Origin of the sequence: Metabacillus indicus LMG 22858 (assembly GCF_000708755.2) — a bacterium.
Lineage (GTDB): Bacteria > Bacillota > Bacilli > Bacillales > Bacillaceae > Bacillus_P > Bacillus_P indicus.
This window is the reverse complement of record NZ_JGVU02000002.1, coordinates 1,164,353-1,186,395: the sequence shown is the minus strand read 5'-3', so window position 1 is coordinate 1,186,395 and position 22,043 is coordinate 1,164,353. Positions and strand designations below refer to the sequence as shown.

The 22,043-nt window shown below is 46.2% G+C and carries 22 protein-coding genes and 1 riboswitch; of the genes, 18 read left to right on the top strand and 4 right to left on the bottom strand.

What is annotated here, in order from left to right:
• The first annotated feature begins 3 nt into the window (after positions 1 to 3).
• Positions 4 to 987 carry an alpha-ketoacid dehydrogenase subunit beta gene (locus tag AZ46_RS09375; protein ID WP_029279824.1) on the top strand — a complete coding sequence of 328 codons (984 nt, stop codon included), beginning with the start codon at positions 4 to 6 and terminating at the stop codon, positions 985 to 987.
• A gap of 29 nt (positions 988 to 1,016) precedes the next feature.
• On the top strand, positions 1,017 to 2,324 hold the full coding sequence (locus AZ46_RS09370) for a dihydrolipoamide acetyltransferase family protein (protein WP_029279826.1): 1,308 nt from the start codon (positions 1,017 to 1,019) through the stop codon (positions 2,322 to 2,324).
• A gap of 545 nt (positions 2,325 to 2,869) precedes the next feature.
• On the opposite strand, the gene AZ46_RS09365 is transcribed toward AZ46_RS09370, so the two are convergent.
• Both AZ46_RS09365 and AZ46_RS21925 read right to left on the bottom strand, forming a co-directional pair.
• Entirely contained in the window at positions 2,870 to 3,772 is a 903-nt protein-coding gene (locus AZ46_RS09365) for a YegS/Rv2252/BmrU family lipid kinase (RefSeq protein ID WP_029279827.1), read from the bottom strand.
• Positions 3,773 to 3,800: 28 nt separating this feature from the next.
• On the bottom strand, positions 3,801 to 3,977 hold the full coding sequence (locus AZ46_RS21925; protein ID WP_158001638.1) for a hypothetical protein: 177 nt from the start codon (positions 3,975 to 3,977) through the stop codon (positions 3,801 to 3,803).
• A gap of 200 nt (positions 3,978 to 4,177) precedes the next feature.
• Between AZ46_RS21925 and AZ46_RS09360 the strand changes: the two genes are divergently transcribed.
• The 9 genes from AZ46_RS09360 to AZ46_RS09320 all read left to right on the top strand — a co-directional run bounded on the left by AZ46_RS09360 (position 4,178) and on the right by AZ46_RS09320 (position 13,846).
• Positions 4,178 to 6,037 (top strand): methylmalonyl-CoA mutase family protein, encoded by a 1,860-nt coding sequence (locus AZ46_RS09360; protein ID WP_029279829.1) that lies wholly within the window; start codon positions 4,178 to 4,180, stop codon positions 6,035 to 6,037.
• Positions 6,038 to 8,191 carry a methylmalonyl-CoA mutase gene (gene scpA, locus AZ46_RS09355; RefSeq protein ID WP_029279831.1) on the top strand — a complete coding sequence of 718 codons (2,154 nt, stop codon included), beginning with the start codon at positions 6,038 to 6,040 and terminating at the stop codon, positions 8,189 to 8,191. It abuts the gene before it with no gap.
• Complete coding sequence (gene meaB, locus AZ46_RS09350) at positions 8,188 to 9,210, top strand: methylmalonyl Co-A mutase-associated GTPase MeaB (protein WP_051865385.1); 1,023 nt, start codon at positions 8,188 to 8,190, stop codon at positions 9,208 to 9,210. Before scpA ends, meaB begins: the two co-directional genes overlap by 4 nt.
• 76 nt (positions 9,211 to 9,286) lie before the next feature.
• Positions 9,287 to 9,724 carry a BrxA/BrxB family bacilliredoxin gene (locus AZ46_RS09345; protein ID WP_029279834.1) on the top strand — a complete coding sequence of 146 codons (438 nt, stop codon included), beginning with the start codon at positions 9,287 to 9,289 and terminating at the stop codon, positions 9,722 to 9,724.
• A gap of 244 nt (positions 9,725 to 9,968) precedes the next feature.
• A complete protein-coding gene (locus AZ46_RS09340; protein WP_029279836.1) occupies positions 9,969 to 10,745 on the top strand; it encodes a transporter substrate-binding domain-containing protein in 777 nt (258 codons plus the stop codon).
• 79 nt (positions 10,746 to 10,824) lie between these two features.
• The gene (locus AZ46_RS09335; RefSeq protein ID WP_029279838.1) at positions 10,825 to 11,484 is read left to right on the top strand and encodes an amino acid ABC transporter permease; all 660 of its coding nucleotides are present in this window, start codon (positions 10,825 to 10,827) and stop codon (positions 11,482 to 11,484) included.
• Positions 11,477 to 12,199, top strand: coding sequence for an amino acid ABC transporter ATP-binding protein (locus AZ46_RS09330; protein WP_029279840.1), 723 nt, complete (start codon positions 11,477 to 11,479; stop codon positions 12,197 to 12,199). The genes AZ46_RS09335 and AZ46_RS09330 overlap by 8 nt, the downstream gene beginning before the upstream one ends.
• Before the next feature lie 126 nt (positions 12,200 to 12,325).
• Positions 12,326 to 13,309, top strand: a complete 984-nt coding sequence (locus AZ46_RS09325; protein ID WP_029279841.1) for an aromatic acid exporter family protein — start codon at positions 12,326 to 12,328, stop codon at positions 13,307 to 13,309.
• 21 nt (positions 13,310 to 13,330) lie between these two features.
• Complete coding sequence (locus AZ46_RS09320) at positions 13,331 to 13,846, top strand: L,D-transpeptidase (protein WP_029279843.1); 516 nt, start codon at positions 13,331 to 13,333, stop codon at positions 13,844 to 13,846.
• A 25-nt stretch (positions 13,847 to 13,871) separates the two neighbouring features.
• On the opposite strand, the gene prli42 is transcribed toward AZ46_RS09320, so the two are convergent.
• Positions 13,872 to 13,964: a stressosome-associated protein Prli42 gene (gene prli42, locus AZ46_RS21730; protein WP_087946338.1), complete on the bottom strand. Its 93-nt coding sequence runs from the start codon at positions 13,962 to 13,964 to the stop codon at positions 13,872 to 13,874.
• A gap of 182 nt (positions 13,965 to 14,146) precedes the next feature.
• On the opposite strand from prli42, the gene mce reads away from it, so the two are divergent.
• The 6 genes from mce to AZ46_RS09290 all read left to right on the top strand — a co-directional run bounded on the left by mce (position 14,147) and on the right by AZ46_RS09290 (position 19,040).
• Entirely contained in the window at positions 14,147 to 14,563 is a 417-nt protein-coding gene (mce, locus tag AZ46_RS09315) for a methylmalonyl-CoA epimerase (RefSeq protein ID WP_029279845.1), read from the top strand.
• 2 nt (positions 14,564 to 14,565) lie between these two features.
• On the top strand, positions 14,566 to 16,113 hold the full coding sequence (locus AZ46_RS09310) for an acyl-CoA carboxylase subunit beta (RefSeq protein ID WP_035207304.1): 1,548 nt from the start codon (positions 14,566 to 14,568) through the stop codon (positions 16,111 to 16,113).
• Positions 16,114 to 16,131: 18 nt separating this feature from the next.
• On the top strand, positions 16,132 to 17,256 hold the full coding sequence (locus tag AZ46_RS09305) for a M20/M25/M40 family metallo-hydrolase (protein WP_029279849.1): 1,125 nt from the start codon (positions 16,132 to 16,134) through the stop codon (positions 17,254 to 17,256).
• 64 nt (positions 17,257 to 17,320) lie between these two features.
• Positions 17,321 to 17,848, top strand: coding sequence for a peptide-methionine (S)-S-oxide reductase MsrA (gene msrA, locus AZ46_RS09300; RefSeq protein ID WP_029279851.1), 528 nt, complete (start codon positions 17,321 to 17,323; stop codon positions 17,846 to 17,848).
• 108 nt (positions 17,849 to 17,956) lie between these two features.
• Complete coding sequence (locus AZ46_RS21920; RefSeq protein WP_158001637.1) at positions 17,957 to 18,133, top strand: hypothetical protein; 177 nt, start codon at positions 17,957 to 17,959, stop codon at positions 18,131 to 18,133.
• A 676-nt stretch (positions 18,134 to 18,809) separates the two neighbouring features.
• Positions 18,810 to 19,040, top strand: a complete 231-nt coding sequence (locus tag AZ46_RS09290; protein ID WP_029279856.1) for a hypothetical protein — start codon at positions 18,810 to 18,812, stop codon at positions 19,038 to 19,040.
• Positions 19,041 to 19,077: 37 nt separating this feature from the next.
• On the opposite strand, the gene AZ46_RS09285 is transcribed toward AZ46_RS09290, so the two are convergent.
• Entirely contained in the window at positions 19,078 to 20,340 is a 1,263-nt protein-coding gene (locus tag AZ46_RS09285) for a cation:dicarboxylate symporter family transporter (protein WP_029279858.1), read from the bottom strand.
• Between the two features lie 88 nt (positions 20,341 to 20,428).
• A riboswitch (cyclic di-AMP (ydaO/yuaA leader) is annotated at positions 20,429 to 20,569 on the bottom strand.
• A gap of 189 nt (positions 20,570 to 20,758) precedes the next feature.
• On the opposite strand from AZ46_RS09285, the gene AZ46_RS09280 reads away from it, so the two are divergent.
• Complete coding sequence (locus tag AZ46_RS09280; RefSeq protein ID WP_029279860.1) at positions 20,759 to 22,000, top strand: DNA polymerase IV; 1,242 nt, start codon at positions 20,759 to 20,761, stop codon at positions 21,998 to 22,000.
• Positions 22,001 to 22,043: the final 43 nt, after the last annotated feature.

The following is a 22,043-nucleotide window of genomic DNA, read 5'->3' as shown; positions in this document are numbered from 1 at the left end:
ACAATGCCAGTCATTTCTTATATAGATGCAGTAACAATGGCCATTCGCGAAGAAATGGAACGCGATCCGAAGGTGTTTGTCCTTGGCGAAGATGTCGGCAGAAAAGGCGGAGTCTTTAAAGCTACAGCAGGACTCTACGATAAATTTGGAGAAGAACGCGTCATTGATACGCCGCTTGCAGAATCTGCTATTGCCGGAGTAGGAATCGGAGCGGCCATGTATGGCATGAGACCGATTGCCGAAATGCAATTTGCTGATTTTATCATGCCGGCTGTCAACCAGATCGTATCAGAAGCGGCGAAAATCAGATACCGTTCCAATAATGACTGGAACTGTCCGATTACCATTCGTGCCCCTTACGGCGGCGGAGTGCACGGCGCTCTGTATCATTCCCAGTCAGTTGAAGCTCTTTTTGCCAATACACCGGGTCTGAAAATTGTGATGCCGTCAACTCCTTATGATGTAAAAGGATTGCTGAAGGCTGCCATCAGAGACGAAGACCCTGTTCTTTTCTTTGAACATAAGCGGGCGTACCGTCTGATTAAAGGGGAAGTCCCTGATGATGATTATGTTCTGCCGATCGGGAAAGCGGATGTAAAACGGGAAGGCGAAGATATCACGATCATCACGTATGGCCTTTGCGTTCATTTTGCCCTCCAGGCTGCGGAAAAACTTGCCCAGGACGGCATTTCAGCTCATATTCTTGATTTGCGCACAGTCTATCCGCTCGATAAAGAAGCGATTATTGAAGCGGCATCAAAAACAGGCAAAGTCCTGCTTGTCACAGAAGACAACAAAGAAGGAAGCATCATGAGTGAAGTTTCAGCGATCATCGCTGAAAACTGCCTGTTCGACCTGGATGCTCCAATCATGCGTCTTGCAGGTCCTGATGTTCCTGCGATGCCTTATGCCCCGACAATGGAAAAGCATTTTATGATCAACCCTGATAAAGTCGAAGCAGCCATGCGGAAGCTTGCGGAGTTTTAAGAAACGTTCTAGTTGAGGAGGGAACTTTCATGGCAGTTGAACAGATGACCATGCCCCAGCTTGGGGAGAGTGTAACAGAAGGCACCATCAGCAAATGGCTCGTATCCGTCGGAGATACCGTTAATAAGTACGACCCGATTGCAGAGGTTATGACAGACAAAGTAAATGCAGAGGTCCCGTCCTCTTTTTCAGGCGTCATCAAGGAACTGACAGCTGAAGAGGGAGACACGCTTGCTGTAGGAGAAATTATCTGCAAAGTAGAAGTCGGAGGCAGTGCAGAAACAGAAGCACCTGCTCAAGCTGAAACGCCTGCAGCTGAAAAAACAGCTCGGGAGCCTGTACAAGAACAGGATCAGTCTAATAAAAAGAGATACTCGCCGGCTGTCCTACGCCTAGCACAGGAGAATGACATTGATCTTACCCAAGTGAACGGAACAGGGGCAGGCGGGAGAATCACAAGAAAAGATCTTCAGCAGCTGATTGAAGGCGGAACGATCCCTAAAGCCGTCGAAACCGTAAATCAAGCTCCAGTTGCTGCAGAGAAGCCGGCGCCTTCAGCACAGAAGGAAACCCTTGCAGCTCCGGCTCCGGCCAAACCGGCAACGACGCAGGGAGCAGCTGTCACCGCGCAGCCGGGAGACGTGGAAATACCGGTTACCGGCATCCGCAAAGCCATTGCAGCCAACATGCTTCGCAGCAAACATGAAGCTCCGCACGCCTGGACGATGATGGAAGTGGATGCAACGAATCTCGTGGAATACCGCAACAGTCTCAAGAACGAGTTCAAACAAAAAGAAGGCTTTAACCTGACGTTCTTTGCCTTCTTCGTCAAAGCAGTTGCCCAGGCACTGAAAGAATTCCCGCAAATCAACTCCATGTGGGCAGGCGACAGCATCATCCAGAAAAAAGACATCAACATCTCGATTGCAGTCGCAACAGATGATGCCCTTTTCGTCCCTGTCATCAAACATGCGGACGAAAAAACCATCAAAGGCATTGCCCGCGAAATCTCAGAACTTGCAGGAAAAGTACGTGCCGGCAAACTGTCTGCAGATGACATGAAAGGCGGCACCTTTACCGTAAACAACACCGGATCATTCGGCTCTGTTCAGTCCATGGGCATTATCAATTACCCGCAGGCTGCCATCCTTCAGGTCGAATCCATCGTGAAGCGCCCGGTTGTCATGAACAACGGCATGATCGCTGTAAGAGACATGGTCAATCTCTGCATGTCCCTCGATCACCGCGTACTTGACGGCTTGATCTGCGGAAGATTCTTGGCGCGGGTGAAAGAAATCATCGAACAAACATCAAAAGAAACAACATCGATCTATTAAAAACATTAAGCAGGCAGGAAAACTTCGGTTTTCTATGCCTGTTTTTTTTGTTTTGAGAAGGGGGAGGCTAGCAGGGTTCTTTTGCAGCACTTTGCAGTGGCTAGAAAGCCTGGAAAGTGTTCTAACCTGGCTTTAGCAACATTTTGCAGATGTTAGAAAGTCCTGAAAGTGTTCTAAATGTGTTTTAACAACATTTTGCAGTGACCAGAGAGCCCGGAAAGTGGTCTAACCTGGCTTTAGCAACATTTTGTAGAGGCCAGAAAGCCCAGAAAGTGTTCTAATCTGGCTTTAACAACATTTTGCAGTGACCAGAGAGCCCGGAAAGTGTTCTAACCTGGCTTTAGCAACATTTTGTAGAGGCCAGAAAGCCCAGAAAGTGTTCTAACCTGGCTTTAGCAACATTTTGCAGAGGCCAGAAAGCCCAGAAAGTGTTCTAATCTGGCTTTAACAACACTTTGCAGATGCCAAAAAGCCAGCAAAGTGTTCGGACCCTCCAACCCCCCCACAAAAAAAGTGCCCCAACAGCAATAGCTGCAGAACACTTTTTAAATAACCATTTTTGGAACCAGCATCTGAAAATGCTGGTGCAGAATACGGATGGATTCGGGAGTGGAGGAGTAGACTTCTCCGTCGGTGTCGCAGTTCATTTCATCCTCCGTTTCAATTTTCATGATGCTTGTCCGGTAATGCTGGAGCTGTGAATCGAGATGGTCCCAGTCGATGGTGTCTTTCATGGTGAAGATTTCTTTTAAAACCGTGAAGCTTGCTTCTTTTATAATAAAGATATCTGCAAGGCCGTCATCTATTTGTATGTCAGGGTAGGGAAGCTCGTTTGTTCCGATCATCCGTCCGTTTGCAAGCAGGATCATGATGGCTTCATCTTCTATGACTCTGTCATCCAGCTCCAGTTTAAAGGTAAATGGCTTCATGCTTTTGATTGTTCGGAGTGCGCTGAGAAAGTAGCTGACTCTGCCAAGCAGTGCTTTTTCGGTGTCGTTGATATTTTCAGATGTTTCGGCGATCAGGCCGATGCCCCAGAAATTGAGGAAATAGCCGCTGGTTGATTCAGCTGCATCTACTCCGCGGACTTCACCCTCAAATATGCATTCTGCAGCTTTTCTCAGGTTTTGCGGGATGCCCAGTGTTCTGGAGAAGTCATTGCAGGTGCCTCCCGGAAGTATGGCAATGACCGGTCTGTTTTCAAGTCCGCCAAGACCGTTAATGCACTCATGAACCGTTCCGTCACCCCCAAGAATGATGACGATATCACTTTCTTCACCATGCTCCCGGCAGAACTCCAGGGCGTCCAGAGGTTTTTTCGTCTGGAGCAAAAGAAGCTGCTCCACATGCTGCGAGATAATGGGAACGCAAACGCCAAGCGTTTTTTCCGCATCTTTTTGACCGGCATTGCCATTGTAGATAAGAATGCCCTTTTTATATTCAGCCATAAAAAAACCCCTTACGAGCAAAAGTCGTTTAAAAGTTGAAAAGGTCTCCGAATGCCTTTAAAACAGCACGGAGCAAATAATAGATGATGCGGAAAGGAAAAAGAATCAGGAATTCGGCCAGTTCAAGGAGATCGAACAGGAAATCTAGCCATTTGCTGCTTCTCTTTTTCCGCTTCTTTTTTAATCCGAATGGTCTCTTCTTCATTAAATTATCCTCTCTTCCATTAAATGAAACATCTTTCTTCCTATACGTTTCAAAACTTGGTCTGGTTTCAATTATGAATTACATTTGCTGACTTCTGCAAGGTGTACTAAAATAAAAGAAACTAAGTTTTTATTATTTTCAAAAATGTAAACGCATTCTTTTGCGTCAAGGGGGTGTGCTTCCTTCAGGGAAGCGGGAGAATGAAGCAAAGAATCAGCAGGGAAAGATATGATTTTGAAAAAGCAACCGAACAAATGTGGGTGGAAGAAGCAGAAAGAGCGCTGAAAGGAAAAAGCATTGAGACGCTCTCTAGAAAAACATATGAGGGCATTACACTGCGTCCTGTTTATACAGAGCAAAACAGCCGGGCTGCGCATCAGATTCCAAGGCATCTGGAGAAGCAAAACGGCTGGGAAGTGAGCCAGAAACTTCAGAAATCAAAAACGCCTGAAGAACTGAAAGCGGAAATTCATGAGGCACTGAAATGCGGACAGGATACGATTCATCTTGAGGATGTCTCTTTTCTCAATACATATGAAGATATTCAAATTGCGTTTGAAAACACTGAGTTAAGTGCAACCCCGTTTCACATTTCACTTAAAGAAAACATCGGATTTTTTCCGATTTTCACAGCCTTCCTGAAAAACCGGAATGGAAGCGGACGGTTTGCTTTTGATCCGCTTGGGGAGTGGATCGAGAGCGGGGGAAGCTGCATGCCGATTACAGAAAAACTGGATGCTGCAGCGGATATGATGAAGGCGCTGGAAGAAGCAAACCTGCCGGACGTCAAAACCATCCTTTTGGACGGGCAGATTTACCGGAATGCCGGAGCTTCTGCAAAAGAGGAGCTTGCCTATACATTTGCCAATGCCATTGAACTGTTCAATGCATTAAAAGACCGGGGTGTGCCTGTTGATGTGATTGCCGGCAGAACGGCATTTTCATTTTCGGCAGCGGCGCCGTTCTTTATGGAAATTGCCAAGTTCAGAGCAGCTAAGAAACTGTGGGCTGCTGTGTTAAACGGGTTTGGAGCAGATCCAGAAAAGTTCCCGATCGACCTGCATGCGGCCACATCTTTGATCACGAAAACGAAACACGATATTCACGTCAATATGCTGAGAGCAGCAACAGAAGCGTTTTCTGCTGCGGCCGGGGGAGTCAGCAGCCTGTCTATTTCTCCATTTGATGAAGTGCTTGGCATGCCGGGCAAAACCGGAGAACGGGTTGCGAGAAATACGCACTACGTGTTGAAAGAAGAAAGCCATCTTTCAAAGGTGCAGGACCCTGCAGCGGGATCATGGTACATTGAAGAGCTGACAAGTGAGCTTGCCGAGCAATCGTGGAAGGAAATCCAGGCAATTGAAACGCTCGGTGGCTTTGCAGAGGCCGCAAAGAACGAGTATATCCAGAACCATTTGAGCAGTCTGCTTGAGAAGCGCCTGGAGGATATCAGCAAACGGAGCGTGCAGCTGATTGGAACGAACGTTTATGCCAACCTTCAGGAATCAGCTTACGAGGCGAAGGCAGAAGAAAAAGTGAAGCCAGACAAAAGTACGGCTCACTCTGCACCAGACATTGCGAAATGGATCCAGGACGCTTATACCGTCAAAGCAACTGAACTCAACAGCCTGATGTACCGGGATGACCTTCAGGACGGGGTGAAACCGCTGCTGCAAAAGAGGCTTTCCGAGCCGTTTGAAGAGCTCAGGGCCGCTTCGTCAAGATTTAAAGAAGAAACAGGAAGCTTTCCTTTCATCCAAGTGGTCGTGTTTGGTGAACCGATTGATTATAAAGCAAGACTTGATTTTACGGCAGGACTGCTTGCGGCAGGAGGCGTGGAAGCAAAAATTACGGCGATGGACGAGGCAGAGGCAGACAAGCCTGTCATCTTATGCGGAACAGACGAAGAATATGGATTGCTGGACCTTAAAAACCTGTCTGAAAAACATCCGCTCTTCCTTGCAGGACGTTTTAAGACCGAATATGCTGCTTCCCTTTACCAGGGGATGAATGTGCACGAATTTTTAAAGAATCTTCATAGTCACTTGGGGGTGAAGTAAATGAGCCGGATCAGTTTTGCGAATGTTGAATGGACGGAAAAAAAGAGTCCAGAAAGACAGACAGGCTCCACAGAAGCTTTTCTGTCAAACGAAGGGATTCCGCTTAAACCGGCCTATACAGAGGAAGACAGAAAAGAGATGCCGTTTTTGGACAGCTATCCGGGCATTGCTCCGTTTTTAAGAGGCCCGTATTCCACGATGTATGTGAACCGGCCGTGGACAATCAGGCAGTATGCCGGCTTTTCAACCGCTGAAGACAGCAACGCGTTTTACCGGCGGAATCTTGCTATGGGGCAAAAAGGTCTTTCAGTCGCCTTTGATCTGGCCACGCACAGAGGCTATGACTCCGACCATCCAAGAGTGGAAGGAGATGTCGGAAAAGCGGGAGTTGCCATTGACTCGATCCTGGATATGAAAATTCTCTTTCAGGACATTCCGCTTGATGAGATGTCTGTGTCGATGACAATGAACGGGGCTGTGCTTCCGATTATGGCTTTTTATATTGTGACAGCGGAAGAACAGGGTGTCTCTAAAGAGAAGCTTGCCGGTACAATTCAGAATGATATTTTAAAAGAGTATATGGTGAGAAATACGTATATTTACCCTCCTGATACATCCATGAGAATCATAGGGGATATTTTTGAGTACACCGCAAAGCATATGCCGAAGTTCAACAGCATCAGCATTTCGGGCTATCATATGCAGGAAGCGGGGGCTACTGCGGATATTGAACTCGCTTATACGCTTGCTGACGGCCTGGAATACATCCGGACGGGTTTAAAAGCGGGTCTTACAATTGATCAGTTTGCGCCGAGGCTGTCATTCTTCTGGGCAATCGGCATGAATTATTTTATGGAAGTGGCCAAAATGAGAGCGGCGAGATTGATGTGGGCGCAGATTGTCAAACAGTTTGAGCCGAAAAATCCGAAATCGCTCGCACTACGGACACACTCACAGACATCCGGCTGGAGCCTGACTGCACAGGATCCGTTTAATAATGTCATCCGGACATGCCTTGAAGCACATGCCGCTGCTATGGGCCATACCCAGTCTCTGCATACAAATGCACTTGACGAAGCGATTGCCCTGCCTACTGATTTTTCTGCGCGGATCGCAAGGAATACCCAGCTTTATCTTCAGGCGGAAACAGGAATCTGCGATGTGATTGACCCTTGGGGAGGATCGCATTATGTGGAGTCACTGACTAAGCAGCTGATGGATAAGGCATGGGAACACATTGAAGAGGTTGAAAATCTCGGGGGAATGGCAAAAGCGATTGAGACAGGTCTTCCTAAAATGAAAATAGAAGAAGCTGCCGCAAAACGCCAGGCGAAAATTGACTCCGGATCAGAAACGATTATCGGCGTGAACAAGTATCAAGTCGAGGAAGAGGATCCAATTGAGATTCTTTCTATCGATAATACGGAAGTAAGACGCAAGCAGATTGAGAGACTCCAAGTGCTGAAGGCATCACGTGATCAGAAGCAGGTGGATCAAGCGCTTCAGGCTCTCACAGAAGCCGTGAAGACGGGAGAGGGGAACCTGCTGGAGCTTTCGGTGGAAGCGGCGCGCGCCAGAGCCACTCTCGGTGAAATTTCAGACGCAATAGAAAAAGCGTCTAAACGCCATCAGGCAGTAATCCGCTCTATAAGCGGTGTCTACAGTTCAGAGTTTTCAAACGAAGAAGAAATCGAAAGTGTCAGAAGAATGACCGATGAATTTTCACAGCTGGAAGGAAGAAGGCCACGTATTCTGATTGCAAAAATGGGTCAGGACGGACATGACCGCGGAGCGAAGGTAGTTGCCACCGCTTATGCAGATTTAGGCTTTGACGTTGACATCGGCCCTTTATTTCAGACTCCTGCAGAAACTGCGGCTCAGGCCGTTGAAAATGATGTGCACATCGTCGGAATGAGCTCGCTTGCAGCCGGACACAAAACCCTTCTGCCGCAGCTTGTTCAGGAGCTGAAGGCTTTGGGAAGAGAAGATATCATGGTCATTGTCGGCGGCGTGATTCCGTATCAGGATTACGAATTCCTTCTCAGCAATGGTGCATCTGCTATTTTCGGTCCTGGAACGGTGATTCCGAATGCTGCAAAAATCATGCTTGAAAAAGTATATGAACGTCTTGGCTATGAGGCAGCAGAAGAATGACCGATGCTCCTAAACGAAGAAAAAAGGCTGGAGTTGCGGGAAAGAGTGCAAACGATTATGCAGACGGCGTGCTAAGCGGAAATAAAGTCGCGGTTGCACAAGCCATTACGCTCGTCGAAAGCAATGCTGAAAAGCACTTCGAAACGGCCCAGGAGATGATTGAAGCGCTGCAGCAGCGGACAACAAGCAAGTCCGTCCGGATCGGGATTACAGGCGTACCCGGCGCCGGGAAGAGCACGTTCATAGATGCGTTCGGAACGTATTTGTGCGCAAAGGGCCACAGGGTGGCTGTACTTGCTGTCGACCCCAGCAGCAAGGTGTCCAAAGGCAGCATTCTTGGAGATAAAACAAGAATGGAGCGCCTGTCCAGAAATCCGGATGCCTTTATCCGCCCATCCCCGTCTGGCGGAACTTTGGGCGGAGTGACAAGAAAAACGAGAGAATCCATCATTGTCTGCGAAGCGGCTGGCTATGACGTCATCCTGGTCGAAACAGTGGGGGTAGGCCAGGGGGAATTTGCTATCAGAGGAATGGTCGATTTTTTCCTTCTCCTCGTTCTTACCGGTGCAGGTGACGAGCTTCAGACGATGAAAAAGGGAATCATGGAGCTGCCGGACCTGGTTGTCGTCAATAAAGCGGATGGAGATAACGTAAAGAATGCAGAGAGAGCAAGGCATGAGTATAATCAGATTCTTCACTTTCTGACATCCTACACAAGAGGATGGGAAACAAAAGCTGTCACGGCTTCTGCCATTCAGGAAAAAGGAATCGAAGAAATATGGGACACTGTCACGGCTTTTCTGGACACAACAATGAAAAGCGGCGTGTTTGAAAAAAGAAGACAGCTTCAGCAAAAAGAGTGGCTCTATGAGATGATTCAGGAACAGCTTAAGCATCACTTTTTTCAGCATCCATCGATTAAAGGAACGATGCCTGTCCTCGAACAGGAGGTCATCAGCGGAAAACGCCCGGTTTCTGGAAGCGTCAAAGAGCTGATCACGGCCTTTTTAGAAGGGTGAGTCTTGCATTAAGGTAGTTTTTTTCAAAATCTACTGGTAGAATAGATGTATAGTGTGTATAAAGGAGATGCAACCAATGAATATTGATTTTAATATGTTTATGAACGATGTCGTGGCTCAGGCACGAAAAGAGATTACGGCTGCAGGCTATACAGAGCTGAAAACACCTGAAGATGTTGAAGAAACGTTTAAAAAAGAAGGAACAACGCTTGTCATGATTAACTCCGTCTGCGGATGTGCAGGTGGAATTGCCAGACCGGCAGCTGCGCATTCCGTGCATTATGATAAACGCCCGGACCGACTTGTAACGGTTTTTGCCGGACAGGACAAAGAAGCGACTGCATACGCCCGAGACTTTTTTACGGGTTATCCGCCATCATCTCCGTCTTTTGCCCTGCTAAAAGATGGAAAACTCATGACTATGGTCGAGCGCCACGAAATTGAAGGACATGACCCGATGAGTGTTGTAGCAAAGCTTCAGGAAGCATTTGACCAATATTGCGAAGAAATCTAAACTGCCGCTTATGCGGCTTTTTTTTTTGCGTAATTTTATTTTTCCATAGTTTAACATTCTTTTTTACTATAATATTCTTGCATAAAAATAAATTATTAAAAGATATATTGCATATTTATAAGTCTGTGTTAAAATACATTTATTCGGATATTTATTCGCGAAAAAAGTCTTGTAAATTATTATTCTATAGAACATAATATTATTAAATTTAGAATTTTAAGAAAATAACGAGGGGGAAGTAAAAATGAAGAAGTTTGCACTGTTTTTGATTTCGATTTTGGTGATTGGAGTTCTTGCTGCCTGCGGTTCTTCAGAAACATCCGGCAAAGAGGAGAAAAAAGTCCTAAAAATGGCAACATCAGCCGATTATCCGCCATTTGAGTACATTGACACAGCAAAAGGAAGCGAAATTATCGGTTTTGACATCGATCTTGCAAAAGCAATCGGCAAAGAGCTTGGCTATGAAATTGAAGTTCAGGACATGGATTTCACAGGATTGATCCCAGCGCTTCAAGCCAACAAAGCTGACCTGGTCCTTGCAGGAATGACGCCTACTGAAGAACGTAAAAAGAGCGTTGATTTCTCAGATGTTTATTACACAGCAAAGCACATGATTGTGACTAAAAAGGGCAGCGGCATCAAGTCCGTTGAAGATCTTGAAGGCAAAACAGTCGGTGTTCAGCTTGCATCCATTCAAGAAGGCAAAGCAGAAGAAATCGCTGAAACAGTGAACATCAAAGTAGAAAACCGCAACAGAATCCCTGAACTGATTCAGGAAATGAAAGCTGGCCGCTTTGATGCAGCAATTATTGAAGACACAGTAGCAAAAGGCTACTTCAAAAATGACAAAGAGCTTGAAGGCACAGTCATTGAAGACGGTGAAACGGAAGAAGCTGGTTCAGCAATCGCATTCCCGAAAGACAGCAAATATGCTGAGGAATTCAACAAAGTGCTGAACGAAATGAAAGAAAACGGCGAACTTGAAAAGCTTGTCTTGAAATGGTTCGGCGGAGAAGAATAAGCAGTCAATTCAGGAAAACGTTCAACACACGAATGTTGAACGTTTTTTTGTTTAACATGAGAAAGGAGTGTCGAAATCAATGAATCTGGATTTTCCGGCGATAGCGCCCTCGATACCGTTTATCCTACAGGGGATTCCGGTAACACTTAAGATTGTCGGCCTTTCTGCACTGCTCGGTTTTACACTGGCTGTCATTCTTGCTCTCTTTAAAATCAGCAGAATCAAGCCGCTGATGTGGTTTGCGGATGCATACACATCCATTTTCCGCGGTACACCGCTTATCCTGCAATTATTGATTATTTACTACGGTGCGCCTCAAATACTGGGATTTGAAATTGATCCGTATCCAGCTGCAGTCGCAACATTCGCTCTTAACTCCGGAGCATATATCTCCGAAGTAATCAGAGCAGGCATCATGGCCATTGATAAAGGGCAGCGTGAAGCGGCAATGGCTCTTGGCGTTCCATATTCAAAAATGATGAAAGACATTATTTTCCCGCAGGCGATCAAGAACATTCTGCCTGCTTTAATGAACGAATTTATCACCCTTACTAAAGAATCAGCCATCGTGACGATTATCGGAGTACAGGATATTATGAGAAGCTCCTACATAGTCGGAGGCCAGACGTACCGCTATTTTGAGCCGATCTTAATTGCCGGCCTCATCTATTATGTCATGGTCATTATTTTAACGGTTCTTGGCAAACTTGTTGAAAGGAGAATGGCGCGCAGTGATTAAAGTGGACAACCTTCATAAATCATTCGGAAAATTAGAAGTGCTGAAAGGCATCTCAACACACATCGCAGAAAAAGAAGTTGTGGCCATCATCGGCCCGTCCGGTTCAGGAAAATCCACCTTTTTACGGTGCATGAACAGGCTTGAGGATCCGACGAGCGGCCATATCTACATTAAAGATCAGGATATTACGAATCCGAAAACAGACATCAACAAAGTCCGCCAGAATGTCGGAATGGTGTTTCAGCACTTTCACTTGTTCCCTCATAAAACAGTTCTTGAGAATTTAACATATGCACCTCTTACCGTTAAAGGAACTTCAAAAAAAGAAGCAGAGGAACAGGGGCATGAACTTCTTAAGAAAGTCGGACTCGCAGAAAAAGCGCATGAGTATCCAAACCGTCTGTCGGGCGGACAGAAACAGCGTGTTGCGATTGCAAGAGCACTCGCGATGAATCCAGAAGTGATGCTGTTCGATGAACCGACATCCGCACTTGACCCTGAAATGGTCAAAGAAGTTCTTGAGGTCATGAAGAATCTTGCTTTCTCAGGCATGACGATGGCTATCGTCACGCACGAAATGGGCTTTGCAAGAGAAGTGGCTGACAGGGTTCTCTTTCTTGATGAAGGAAGACTTGTAGAAGACGCTGCTCCGAAAGAATTCTTCTCAAACCCGAAAACACAGCGTGCTCAACTATTCCTTGAAAAAATGCTATAATGGCTACTTAGAAAAAGGTGATCATCATGATCATCTTTTTTCGTTTTAATCTTTAAGCCTGCAATTGGGCAACGTATGAAAAAGGATATGAAACCTCATATCACATGAAACGCAAGGGGAAGACGCATGTTTAAAATTGGTTACCGCACACTCAAAACAGCACTTGGTGCAGCCATCGCCATCAGTCTTGCCGAGCTTTTCGGACTGCAGAATTTTGCATCTGCCGGCATACTGACTATTTTATGCATCCAGGTGACGAAGAAAAAATCGCTTCAGACCTCATGGGCACGCTTTTTTGCCTGCCTGATCGCCATCTTATTTTCCTTTGTCTTTTTCGAAGGAATCGGCTATCATCCATTTGTAATCGGCCTTCTGCTCTTATTTTTTATTCCAGTCACCGTTCGTTTAAAAGCCAAAGAAGGAATTGTGACAAGCTCGGTCATCATCCTCCATCTCTACACAGCCTCGCACATTACGTTTGATCTGATCGTAAATGAAATCGCGCTGATTGCAACCGGTATAGGGGTAGCGCTGATCATGAACCTATACATGCCGAGTGTTGATAAGAAGCTGAAAGAATATCAGCTGGAAGTGGAAGACCGCCTCTCGAAAATCTTCATTGAAATAGAGGAATACCTGCTCTCGCATGACACTTCGTGGGACGGAAGGGAAATCACAGAAACAGCCGCTATCATTAATGAGGCAAAAACGCTCGCGTTCAGAGATGTAGAGAACCATTTTATGAGACATGAAAATCTCTACTATCATTATTTTAAGATGAGGGAAAAACAGTTCGAAATCATTGAGAGGGTTCTTCCGATCATTGCCTCGATTAAAGTAACGGTCGATCAGGCGGAGATTGTGGCGGACTTTATCCGCGAAGTGAGAGAAGCGATCCATCCCGGCAACACCGCTCACAAATTTCTTGTAAAGCTTGCTGAAATGAGAAAAATGTTCGAAGAAATGCCGCTTCCCGAAACCCGTGAAGAATTCGAGGCGCGTGCTGCGCTCTTGCATTTTGTTCGTGAGATGGAACAATATCTTGTGATAAAAAGTCAATTTAAAGGCATGTCCCGCAAGAATGAAATGAAGGCTGCAGGAGCATCCTAATTCAAAAAAGGGTGATAGTCTTTGAAAATGCTGTTCCTGCTCATGATGTTCCTGTCTCCGCTTTGGCCGCTCGGGCAAAATCCTTCTGTGGGCGATCCGTACGTTATCATTAATAAGCAGACGAACGAGCTTGCTTACATTGATAACGGACAGATTATTAAAACCTTTGATGTCGCAACCGGGAAAAATGAGAATCTGACGCCTGAGGGAGAATTTACGATCACAGTCAAGGCGGCAGAGCCCTATTACCGGAAAAAAGACATCCCCGGCGGAGATCCGAAAAATCCGCTCGGCACAAGGTGGATCGGCTTTGACGCCGAAAACACGGATGGACGTATATACGGCATTCACGGCACAAACAACGAGGATTCCATCGGATCCTTCGTCACCCAGGGCTGCGTCCGCATGTACAACGAAGAAGTCGAAATCCTCTTTGAACACATTCCGGTTGGGACCAAAGTGTTTATCACAAAAAACGGCAAGTCCTTTGAAGAGATTGCAGCTGAAAAAGGGGCAATTAAAAAAGGTGATTCCTGAGGGGAATCACCTTTTTTGGCGTCTATTAGAACCACATGCTCATCCCGGCCAACAGCGTTGTTGCCAGCATGACAAAGAGCATGAGATAGATAATGGCTTTTTGAAATCGTTTAGACATTTCGTTCACTCCATTTCAGAGGGTTTGTCCTTCTATTCTAACGCGGATAGGAGGTACGGACAAGGGAGGAGATATGAACAAAGATGGACATTTTTGCCCGAAAAAGAAGGAATTTCGTCGATTGGCAAAGAAGTATGTCATGTTCACGATGTTAAGCGTTTTCATCATGAGGAGGGGAAGAAATGGTCAAAAAGGTCGATCACATTGGGGTAGCCGTCCATTCAATTGAAGAGGTGCTTCCTTTTTATCAGGAAACACTGGGGTTAAAGCTTGAAGGAATGGAAACGGTAGAAGAACAGGGAGTCAAAGTGGCATTTCTGAAAGCAGGCGAAACGAAAATTGAGCTGCTTGAGCCGGTTTCAAAAGAAAGTGCTGTAGCCAGGTTCATTGAAAAGCGCGGAGAAGGCATACATCATTTGGCTTTGGCAGTAGATGATATAAAAATGAGGATTCACGAATTGAAAGAACACGGAATCAAGATGATAGATGAGACTCCAAGAAACGGTGCAGGCGGTGCCTCCATTGCTTTCCTGCATCCAAAGGCTGCAAATGGAGTGCTGGTTGAACTATGTGAAAAGAAGGGAGGAACTGTATCATGAACATTGATATCTTTGAAAAGATTAACGAGCTGTATGACCGGAGACGGGAAGTTGAGATGGGCGGCGGAGATGAACGCATTGATAAGCAGCACGAAAAGGGCAAGCTGACTGCACGGGAGAGAATAGACCTTTTGGTGGATGAAGGAACGTTTGTTGAAATGAATCCCTTCATTGAACACCGCTGCAATGATTTCGGGCTGAGCGGGAAAAAAGGGCCGGGGGACGGAGTTGTGACCGGTTACGGAAAAGTAAACGGCCGTCCGATTTATTTGTTCTCGCAGGACTTCACAGTTTTTGGCGGAGCCCTGGGCGAAATGCACGCCAAAAAGATAGCTGCAGTCATGGATCTTGCCGCAAAAAGCGGGACGCCGTTCGTCGGCCTGAATGACTCCGGAGGTGCGAGGATTCAGGAAGGTGTGGTATCATTAGATGGCTACGGGCAGATTTTTTACCGGAATACCATCTATTCAGGTGTCATTCCGCAGATATCTGTCATCCTCGGCCCATGTGCAGGAGGAGCCGTATATTCTCCGGCCATCACCGATTTTGTGTTCATGGTTGAAAAAACAAGCCAGATGTTCATAACTGGACCTAAGGTCATTGAGACCGTGACAGGGGAAAAAATCAGCTCAGAGGATCTGGGCGGGGCCAAAGTACATAATACGATCAGCGGGAATGCCCATTTCTCCGGACAGACGGAGGAAGAAGTGCTTTCCCAGGTGCGAAAATTACTTACATATTTGCCGCAGAACAACCAGGAAAAAACGCCGGTTCTGCCGCATGAAGAAGAGTCTGACTACAGGCCGAATCTGACGGACTGCATTCCGTTTGACGCGCTTAGACCTTATGACGTCAGAGTGGTCATTGAGGAAGTCGCAGATGCAGGATCTTTTTACGAGGTTCAAAAAGACTTTGCTAAAAACATTGTTGTCGGGTTTGCTCGCATTAAAGGAGAAGTTGTGGGCCTTGTCTGCAATCAGCCGAAATATATGGCGGGCGGGCTTGATATTGATTCATCCGACAAAGCATCCAGATTCATCCGCTTCTGCGATTCATTCCAGATTCCGCTGATTACATTTGAAGATGTGACTGGATTTTTCCCGGGAATTAAACAGGAGCACGGGGGAATTATCCGCCACGGGGCAAAAATCTTATATGCCTACTCAGAGGCAACGGTGCCGAAGCTTACGGTCATTCTCCGCAAAGCATACGGCGGAGCGTATGTGGCGCTGAACAGCAAATCGATCGGAGCGGATCTGGTTTTTGCATGGCCGAATGCCGAGATTGCTGTTATGGGTCCTCAGGGTGCTGCGAATATTATTTTTGCCAGAGAAATTGAAAACAGCGAGAACCCGGAAGAAACGCGGGCAGCCAAAATTGAGGAGTACCGAGAAAAATTCGCCAATCCTTACGTGGCAGCAAGCCAGGGGATGGTCGATGACGTGATTGACCCCCGCGATACAAGAATAAAACTTATTCAGGCGCTCGAGATGCTGCGTACAAAGCAGGAACAGCGTCCTGCGAAAAAACATGGAAACATTCCGCTTTAAGCCTAGGAGGAAACAAAGATGATTAATCAAGAACGTTTAGTGAATGAGTTTTTAGAGCTTGTTCAAATTGATTCCGAAACAAAATTCGAAACAGAAATTGCCAAAGTCCTTACTGAAAAATTTGAAGCACTTGGCGTCCGGGTTGAAGAAGATGATACAACAAGTATTACTGGACACGGTGCAGGCAACCTGATTTGCACGCTGGATGCTGTACAGGACGGCATTGATCCGATTTATTTTACATCCCATATGGACACAGTTGTTCCGGGAAAAGGAATTAAACCTTCTATTAAAGACGGTTACATTGTAACAGACGGCACAACGATTCTTGGTGCAGATGACAAAACGGGATTATCAGCCATGCTTGAGGCAGTTCGTGTGCTGAAAGAAAACAACATCGCCCACGGTAAAATTGAATTCATCATCACAGTTGGAGAAGAGTCCGGTCTTGTTGGAGCAAAAGCATTGGACGGTTCTAAAGTGACGGCTAAATTCGGCTATGCCCTCGACAGTGACGGAAAAGTAGGAACCATTATCGTGGCTGCTCCGACACAGGCAAAGGTAAGAGCTTCTATTTTCGGCAAAACCGCTCACGCAGGTGTTGCGCCTGAAAAGGGCATTTCTGCGATTACGATTGCTTCAAAAGCCATTGCGAAAATGCCGCTTGGAAGAATCGACCATGAAACAACAGCAAACATCGGCCGATTTGAAGGAGGCACGCAAACAAACATTGTGTGCGACCAAGTGAATATCCTGGCTGAAGCGAGATCACTCGTTCCTGAAAAAATGGAAGCTCAAACAGCTAAAATGAAAGAAGCGTTCGAAAGTGCGGCGGCTGAAATGGGAGGCCGTGCAGAAGTTGAAATCGAAGTGATGTATCCTGGCTTTAAGTTTGGCGAAGGAGATCACGTTGTAGAAGTGGCAAAGCGCGCGGCAGCAAACATCTGCCGTACAAGCGAGCTTCAGACAAGCGGCGGCGGAAGTGACGCCAACGTGATTGCCGGATTCGACATCCCGACTGTCAATCTTGCTGTCGGATACGAAGACATCCACACGACAAATGAAAAGATGCCAATCGAAGAACTTGTCAAAACAGCTGAACTTGTGGTATCAATAATCAAAGAAGTAGCTAAAAGCGAATAAGTGAAAAGATGGCAGGCACATGGATTGTGTCTGCTGTTTTACATCATAGAAAGAGGTGCATATTATGGGAAGAAGAGAAAAGGCAACATTTGCAGGCGGCTGTTTTTGGTGCATGGTGAAGCCGTTCGACGAACAGCCGGGCATTATTGAAGTCGTTTCGGGCTATACGGGAGGAAACCTTGATAATCCGTCATATGAACAAATCAAAACAGGTGATACAGGACACAGGGAAGCGGTCGAAATTACCTTTGATCCGGATGTTTTTTCCTATGACACCCTGCTTGAGCTCTATTGGCCGCAGATTGATCCGACAGATGACGGCGGCCAGTTCTTTGACCGCGGCAGCCAGTACCGCACAGCCATTTTCTATCACACAGAAGAGCAAAAGCTGAAGGCTGAGAAAACAAAGCAGGAAATTGAAGCAAGCGGACGCTTTCAAAAACCTGTTGTGACTGAAATCCTTCCTGCCGCTCCATTTTATCCGGCAGAAGAATACCATCAGAAATTCTACGCGAAAAACCCTGAAAAGTACAAGCAGGAGCGCGAAGAGTCCGGAAGAGAAGAATTTATCCGGAACAACTGGAAGAAATAAAGCAAGCAAGCCCTCTGTTCATTTGGACGGAGGGCTTTTTCGATGTTCGGCTCTGTGTTTGTATTAAACCTGCAATGGGTATTTTCCATAATAAGGAGAGTGATTACAATGAATACATTTAATGAAAGTGCCATTGCATCATATGTGAAAACAAGAGCCGAAGAAAACTGCAAACTCCTCCAGGAGAACATGGAAGAGCTGGAAAGAGGAAAAATCCTCGGCAGAATGGAAGCTTACAATGAATTTCTGGAGCGGTTTGGATTTGATAAAGTAGAGTGCAAGTAATCAGGGTCAAGCGGAGCACATCATTCTTGTAAGGGATGATGTGTTTTTGAATTCGTGGAAGGAAGCTTGAGGCTAGCAGCATTAGAGGGTAAGCAAAGTGGTGAATCGTACCCTCGGAAACTGAGAAACGATGTGGGAGGGTAAGCAAAGTGGTGAATCGTACCCTCGGAAACCGAGAAACGATGTGGGAGGGTAAGCAAAGCAGTGAATCAGGGTCAAGCGGAGCACATCATTCTTGTAAGGGATGATGTGTTTTTGAATTCGTGGAAGGAAGCTTGAGGCTAGCAGCATTAGAGAGTCATTTAAAGAGTGAATCGTACCCTCGGAAACTGAGAAACGATGTGAGAGGGTAAGCAAAGTGGTGAATCGTACCCTCGGATACTGAGAAACGATGTGAGAGGGTAAGCAAAGTGGTGAATCGTACCCTCGGAAACTGAGAAACGATGTGGGAGGGTAAGCAAAGTGGTGAATCGTACCCTCTGAAAACTGAGAAACGATGTGAGAGGGTAAGCAAAGTGGTGAATCGTACCCTCGGAAACTGAGAAACGATGTGGGAGGGTAAGCAAAGTGGTGAATCGTACCCTCTGATACCGAAAAACGATGGGTGGAGGGTAAGCAAATACACAATCCATGTTCTCACGAGAGAGAACTTCAATAAAATCATGAGGAGCATAAGATGAAACATTTTTTTCAGGGGTTTTTGATTACAGGGATTGGATCATTTATTCTAATCTGTCTGGGGCTGGCACTTTTTGCAGAATTTTATCCTAACGAGGACCCGTCCGTAGGTGCCGGAGTCGGATTTGCAATAGCAATCGGATTTGTTTTTTCTGCACCGGTTGCTGCCATGATTGGAATTGTAGGTGGAGTGCTTACATATGTATTCAAGAAGTACAAGAAGAACTAACAAAACCCCCGGAACATTTTCCGGGGGCTGATCTTGTTTATGCACTTGCTTTCATGACTTCATTCGCTTTAATCCGGTTGTACTGGCCTTCGGATTTTGACATCACGATGGCAGCGAGGGTATTGCCGACAAGGTTGACGACCGTGCGGGCCATATCCATAATGCGGTCCACTCCAGCAATGAAGGCAAGTCCTTCTGCGGGAATGCCGATTGTTCCGAGAGTGGCAAGCAGAACGACGAAGGATGTTCCAGGAACGGCAGCCATCCCTTTAGACGTAACCATCAAGACTAGGATCAGCGTCAATTGCTGAACAATTGTCAGTTCGATGCCGTAGACCTGTGCAAGGAACAAGGCAGCGATTGCTTGATAGAGTACGGATCCGTCAAGGTTAAACGTGTATCCGATCGGAACGACGAAGGACACAATTCCCTTAGGACAACCCATTTTTTCAAGCTTTTCCATGATGCGGGGCAGGACAGTTTCAGAGCTTGATGTACTGAACGCAAGCAGCAGCTCATCCTTAATGTAGCGAAGCAGGGAAAAGATATTGACGCCTGCCCATTTCGCAACTGCCCCCAATACAACAATCAGGAAGAAAATCAGGGCAGCGTATACTAATAGAACCAATTTTCCAAGAGACAGCAGTGAGTCAATTCCAAATTTCGAAACGGTTACTCCGATCAGGGCGAACACGCCGAGAGGAGCCACTTTCATTACAAGGTTGACGACGTGGAACATCGCGTGTGAAACACCGTCAAAGAACTGAAGGACCGGCTTTCCACGTTCTCCGATGGCTGCTACGCCAAGTCCGAAGAGGACGGAGAAAAAGATGATGGCAAGCATATCGCCTTCTACGACAGATTTAAAGAAGTTTGTCGGCACGATATGAAGGAACGTTTCGGCAACCGATTTTTCACTTTGCTCTTCAGATGTATCGACATACTGCTGGATATCTGTTTTTTGGGCAGATTCCAAATCCACACCTTGTCCAGGCTGAAAGACGTTTGCAAGCAATACGCCGAGGACAATCGCAACAGTTGTAATGATTTCAAAATAAAGAATGGTTTTTCCGCCGAGTCTTCCAACGTGTTTTCCATTCCCAGCACCTGCAACTCCAACGATCAGGCTAGAGATAACAATCGGAATGACAATCATTTTGATCAAACGCAAAAACAAATCTCCAAGCGGCTGCAAAACTGCGGCAACTCGGGGGTCATTAAACCAGACAACACCTACTAAAATACCTAAAGTCAAACCAATGAAAATTTGGGAAGCCAGTCCCAAACGAATTTTTTTCATAGAAGAACCTCCTCTGAGATGTAAGAATTCTGAAAAAACAAAAAAAGACCAATCTAAAGTAAGAAAGGTCTTTAATACACAATTAAAGTCTTTCTCCCAATAAAGCATACGAGGTTAACTGTCGGATTCGGGATTGAGAGTTCCCTTCCATTTACGGATTCACCCCAAGGTAAGAGCCTTACCAAATGCATGATTCCCCCGCTCTGAAAAGATTAAGCTTGTTATGAAATTTGACGGACAATAAAAACACACAAGATATAATTTACTTGTGATAAGGGGAGTCTGTCAATTGTTTTATAAAAAGTAAGAAAGGATCAAATTTTTGCGCTTTTCTAATTCCGTACCCATCATTAGCGGTTCATCTGCTGACTGTGATAAAATTGAGGCACTATAACAGTTTGGAAAGAAGTTGAACGGCATGAAGCAGCAGAGCGGTCCAAGGGTCATTCTCCATGTGGATATGAACAGTTTTTACGCATCTGTTGAGATGGCGTTTGAGCCTGAGCTGAGGGGAAAGCCGCTCGCCATCGCCGGAAATGTGGAAGAGCGGAAGGGAATTGTTGTCACGTGCAGCTATGAGGCCAGGGCCAGAGGCGTGAAAACAACCATGCCGTTGTGGCAGGCGAAGCGCCATTGTCCTGAACTGATTGTCAGGAAACCGAATTTTGACCGGTACCGGAAGGCATCAAGAGCGATGTTTGACCTGTTAAGAGAATTTACAGATCTTGTTGAGCCTGTCTCTATTGATGAGGGATATATGGATTTGACGGAATATCTGAAGGAGGGCAATCCGCTTCAAGTGGCAAAAACGATTCAGCAGCGATTGCTTGAAGAGCTCCTTCTGCCTTCAAGTATAGGCATTGCCCCAAATAAATTCCTAGCCAAGATGGCTTCCAATATGAAAAAGCCCCTTGGCATCACCGTTCTCAGAAAAAGGGAGCTTCACGAGACACTGTGGCCGCTTCCAGCAGGCGAGATGCACGGAGTGGGGGAAAAAACGGCAGAAAAACTTCTCACCATCGGCGTCAAAACAATCAAAGATTTGGCTGAAGCCGATCCGATTTCATTGAAACAGCTCCTGGGCATAAACGGTGAACGGCTGAAAAAACGGGCAAACGGCATAGACAGCAGAGAAGTTAACCCGGACAGCATCAATGATTTTAAGAGCATAGGGAATTCAACCACTCTCTCCAAAGATTCAAGCGATGTGCGCGTCCTGTATGATACCCTGAACCGCCTTTCCCAGTCAGTCAGCATGCGGATGAAGCGGAAAGAGGTGCTCGGAACAAAGATCTTTATCACGATCCGCTACTCAGACCGGAGCACATTTACCCGCAGCCGGACAGTCAATAACCCTCTTGGCGAAAAGGAAGAGCTGTACACTCACGCAAAAGAGATTTTTGACAGGCATTGGACAGGAGAGCCCGTACGGTTGCTCGGTGTGACGTGCCAGGACCTTGTGCCAAAAGGAGATGCCTATAAACAGCTGGATCTGTTTTCTTTTCAGGAGGATGCAAAAAAAGAGCCGCTTTTTAAAACGATTGAGGACATCCAGAAAAAATTTGGCGAAAGTGTCATTAAACGCGGGATGAAAGCGGTCCGCCTGGAGGATGATAAAACAAGCGGGACAAGTTTCAATAAAGATTTTTTAAGGGAATGAGACAAGGCGCTTTCCTTGATAAAAGCAAGGGCACTGTGTTATT

Bases quoted from the DNA above. Each gene is read 5' to 3' on its own strand.
- AZ46_RS09285 (WP_029279858.1), bottom strand. From the start codon at position 20,340: ATGAAAAAAATTCGTTTGGGACTGGCTTCCCAAATTTTCATTGGTTTG.
- AZ46_RS09335 (WP_029279838.1), top strand. From the start codon at position 10,825: ATGAATCTGGATTTTCCGGCGATAGCGCCCTCGATACCGTTTATCCTA.
- AZ46_RS09360 (WP_029279829.1), top strand. From the start codon at position 4,178: ATGAAGCAAAGAATCAGCAGGGAAAGATATGATTTTGAAAAAGCAACC.
- AZ46_RS09370 (WP_029279826.1), top strand. From the start codon at position 1,017: ATGGCAGTTGAACAGATGACCATGCCCCAGCTTGGGGAGAGTGTAACA.
- AZ46_RS09365 (WP_029279827.1), bottom strand. From the start codon at position 3,772: ATGGCTGAATATAAAAAGGGCATTCTTATCTACAATGGCAATGCCGGT.
- AZ46_RS21920 (WP_158001637.1), top strand. From the start codon at position 17,957: ATGAATACATTTAATGAAAGTGCCATTGCATCATATGTGAAAACAAGA.
- AZ46_RS09280 (WP_029279860.1), top strand. From the start codon at position 20,759: ATGAAGCAGCAGAGCGGTCCAAGGGTCATTCTCCATGTGGATATGAAC.
- AZ46_RS09290 (WP_029279856.1), top strand. From the start codon at position 18,810: ATGAAACATTTTTTTCAGGGGTTTTTGATTACAGGGATTGGATCATTT.
- msrA (WP_029279851.1), top strand. From the start codon at position 17,321: ATGGGAAGAAGAGAAAAGGCAACATTTGCAGGCGGCTGTTTTTGGTGC.
- prli42 (WP_087946338.1), bottom strand. From the start codon at position 13,964: ATGTCTAAACGATTTCAAAAAGCCATTATCTATCTCATGCTCTTTGTC.
- AZ46_RS09345 (WP_029279834.1), top strand. From the start codon at position 9,287: ATGAATATTGATTTTAATATGTTTATGAACGATGTCGTGGCTCAGGCA.
- AZ46_RS09305 (WP_029279849.1), top strand. From the start codon at position 16,132: ATGATTAATCAAGAACGTTTAGTGAATGAGTTTTTAGAGCTTGTTCAA.
- AZ46_RS09325 (WP_029279841.1), top strand. From the start codon at position 12,326: ATGTTTAAAATTGGTTACCGCACACTCAAAACAGCACTTGGTGCAGCC.
- mce (WP_029279845.1), top strand. From the start codon at position 14,147: ATGGTCAAAAAGGTCGATCACATTGGGGTAGCCGTCCATTCAATTGAA.
- meaB (WP_051865385.1), top strand. From the start codon at position 8,188: ATGACCGATGCTCCTAAACGAAGAAAAAAGGCTGGAGTTGCGGGAAAG.
- AZ46_RS09340 (WP_029279836.1), top strand. From the start codon at position 9,969: ATGAAGAAGTTTGCACTGTTTTTGATTTCGATTTTGGTGATTGGAGTT.
- AZ46_RS21925 (WP_158001638.1), bottom strand. From the start codon at position 3,977: ATGAAGAAGAGACCATTCGGATTAAAAAAGAAGCGGAAAAAGAGAAGC.
- scpA (WP_029279831.1), top strand. From the start codon at position 6,038: ATGAGCCGGATCAGTTTTGCGAATGTTGAATGGACGGAAAAAAAGAGT.
- AZ46_RS09375 (WP_029279824.1), top strand. From the start codon at position 4: ATGCCAGTCATTTCTTATATAGATGCAGTAACAATGGCCATTCGCGAA.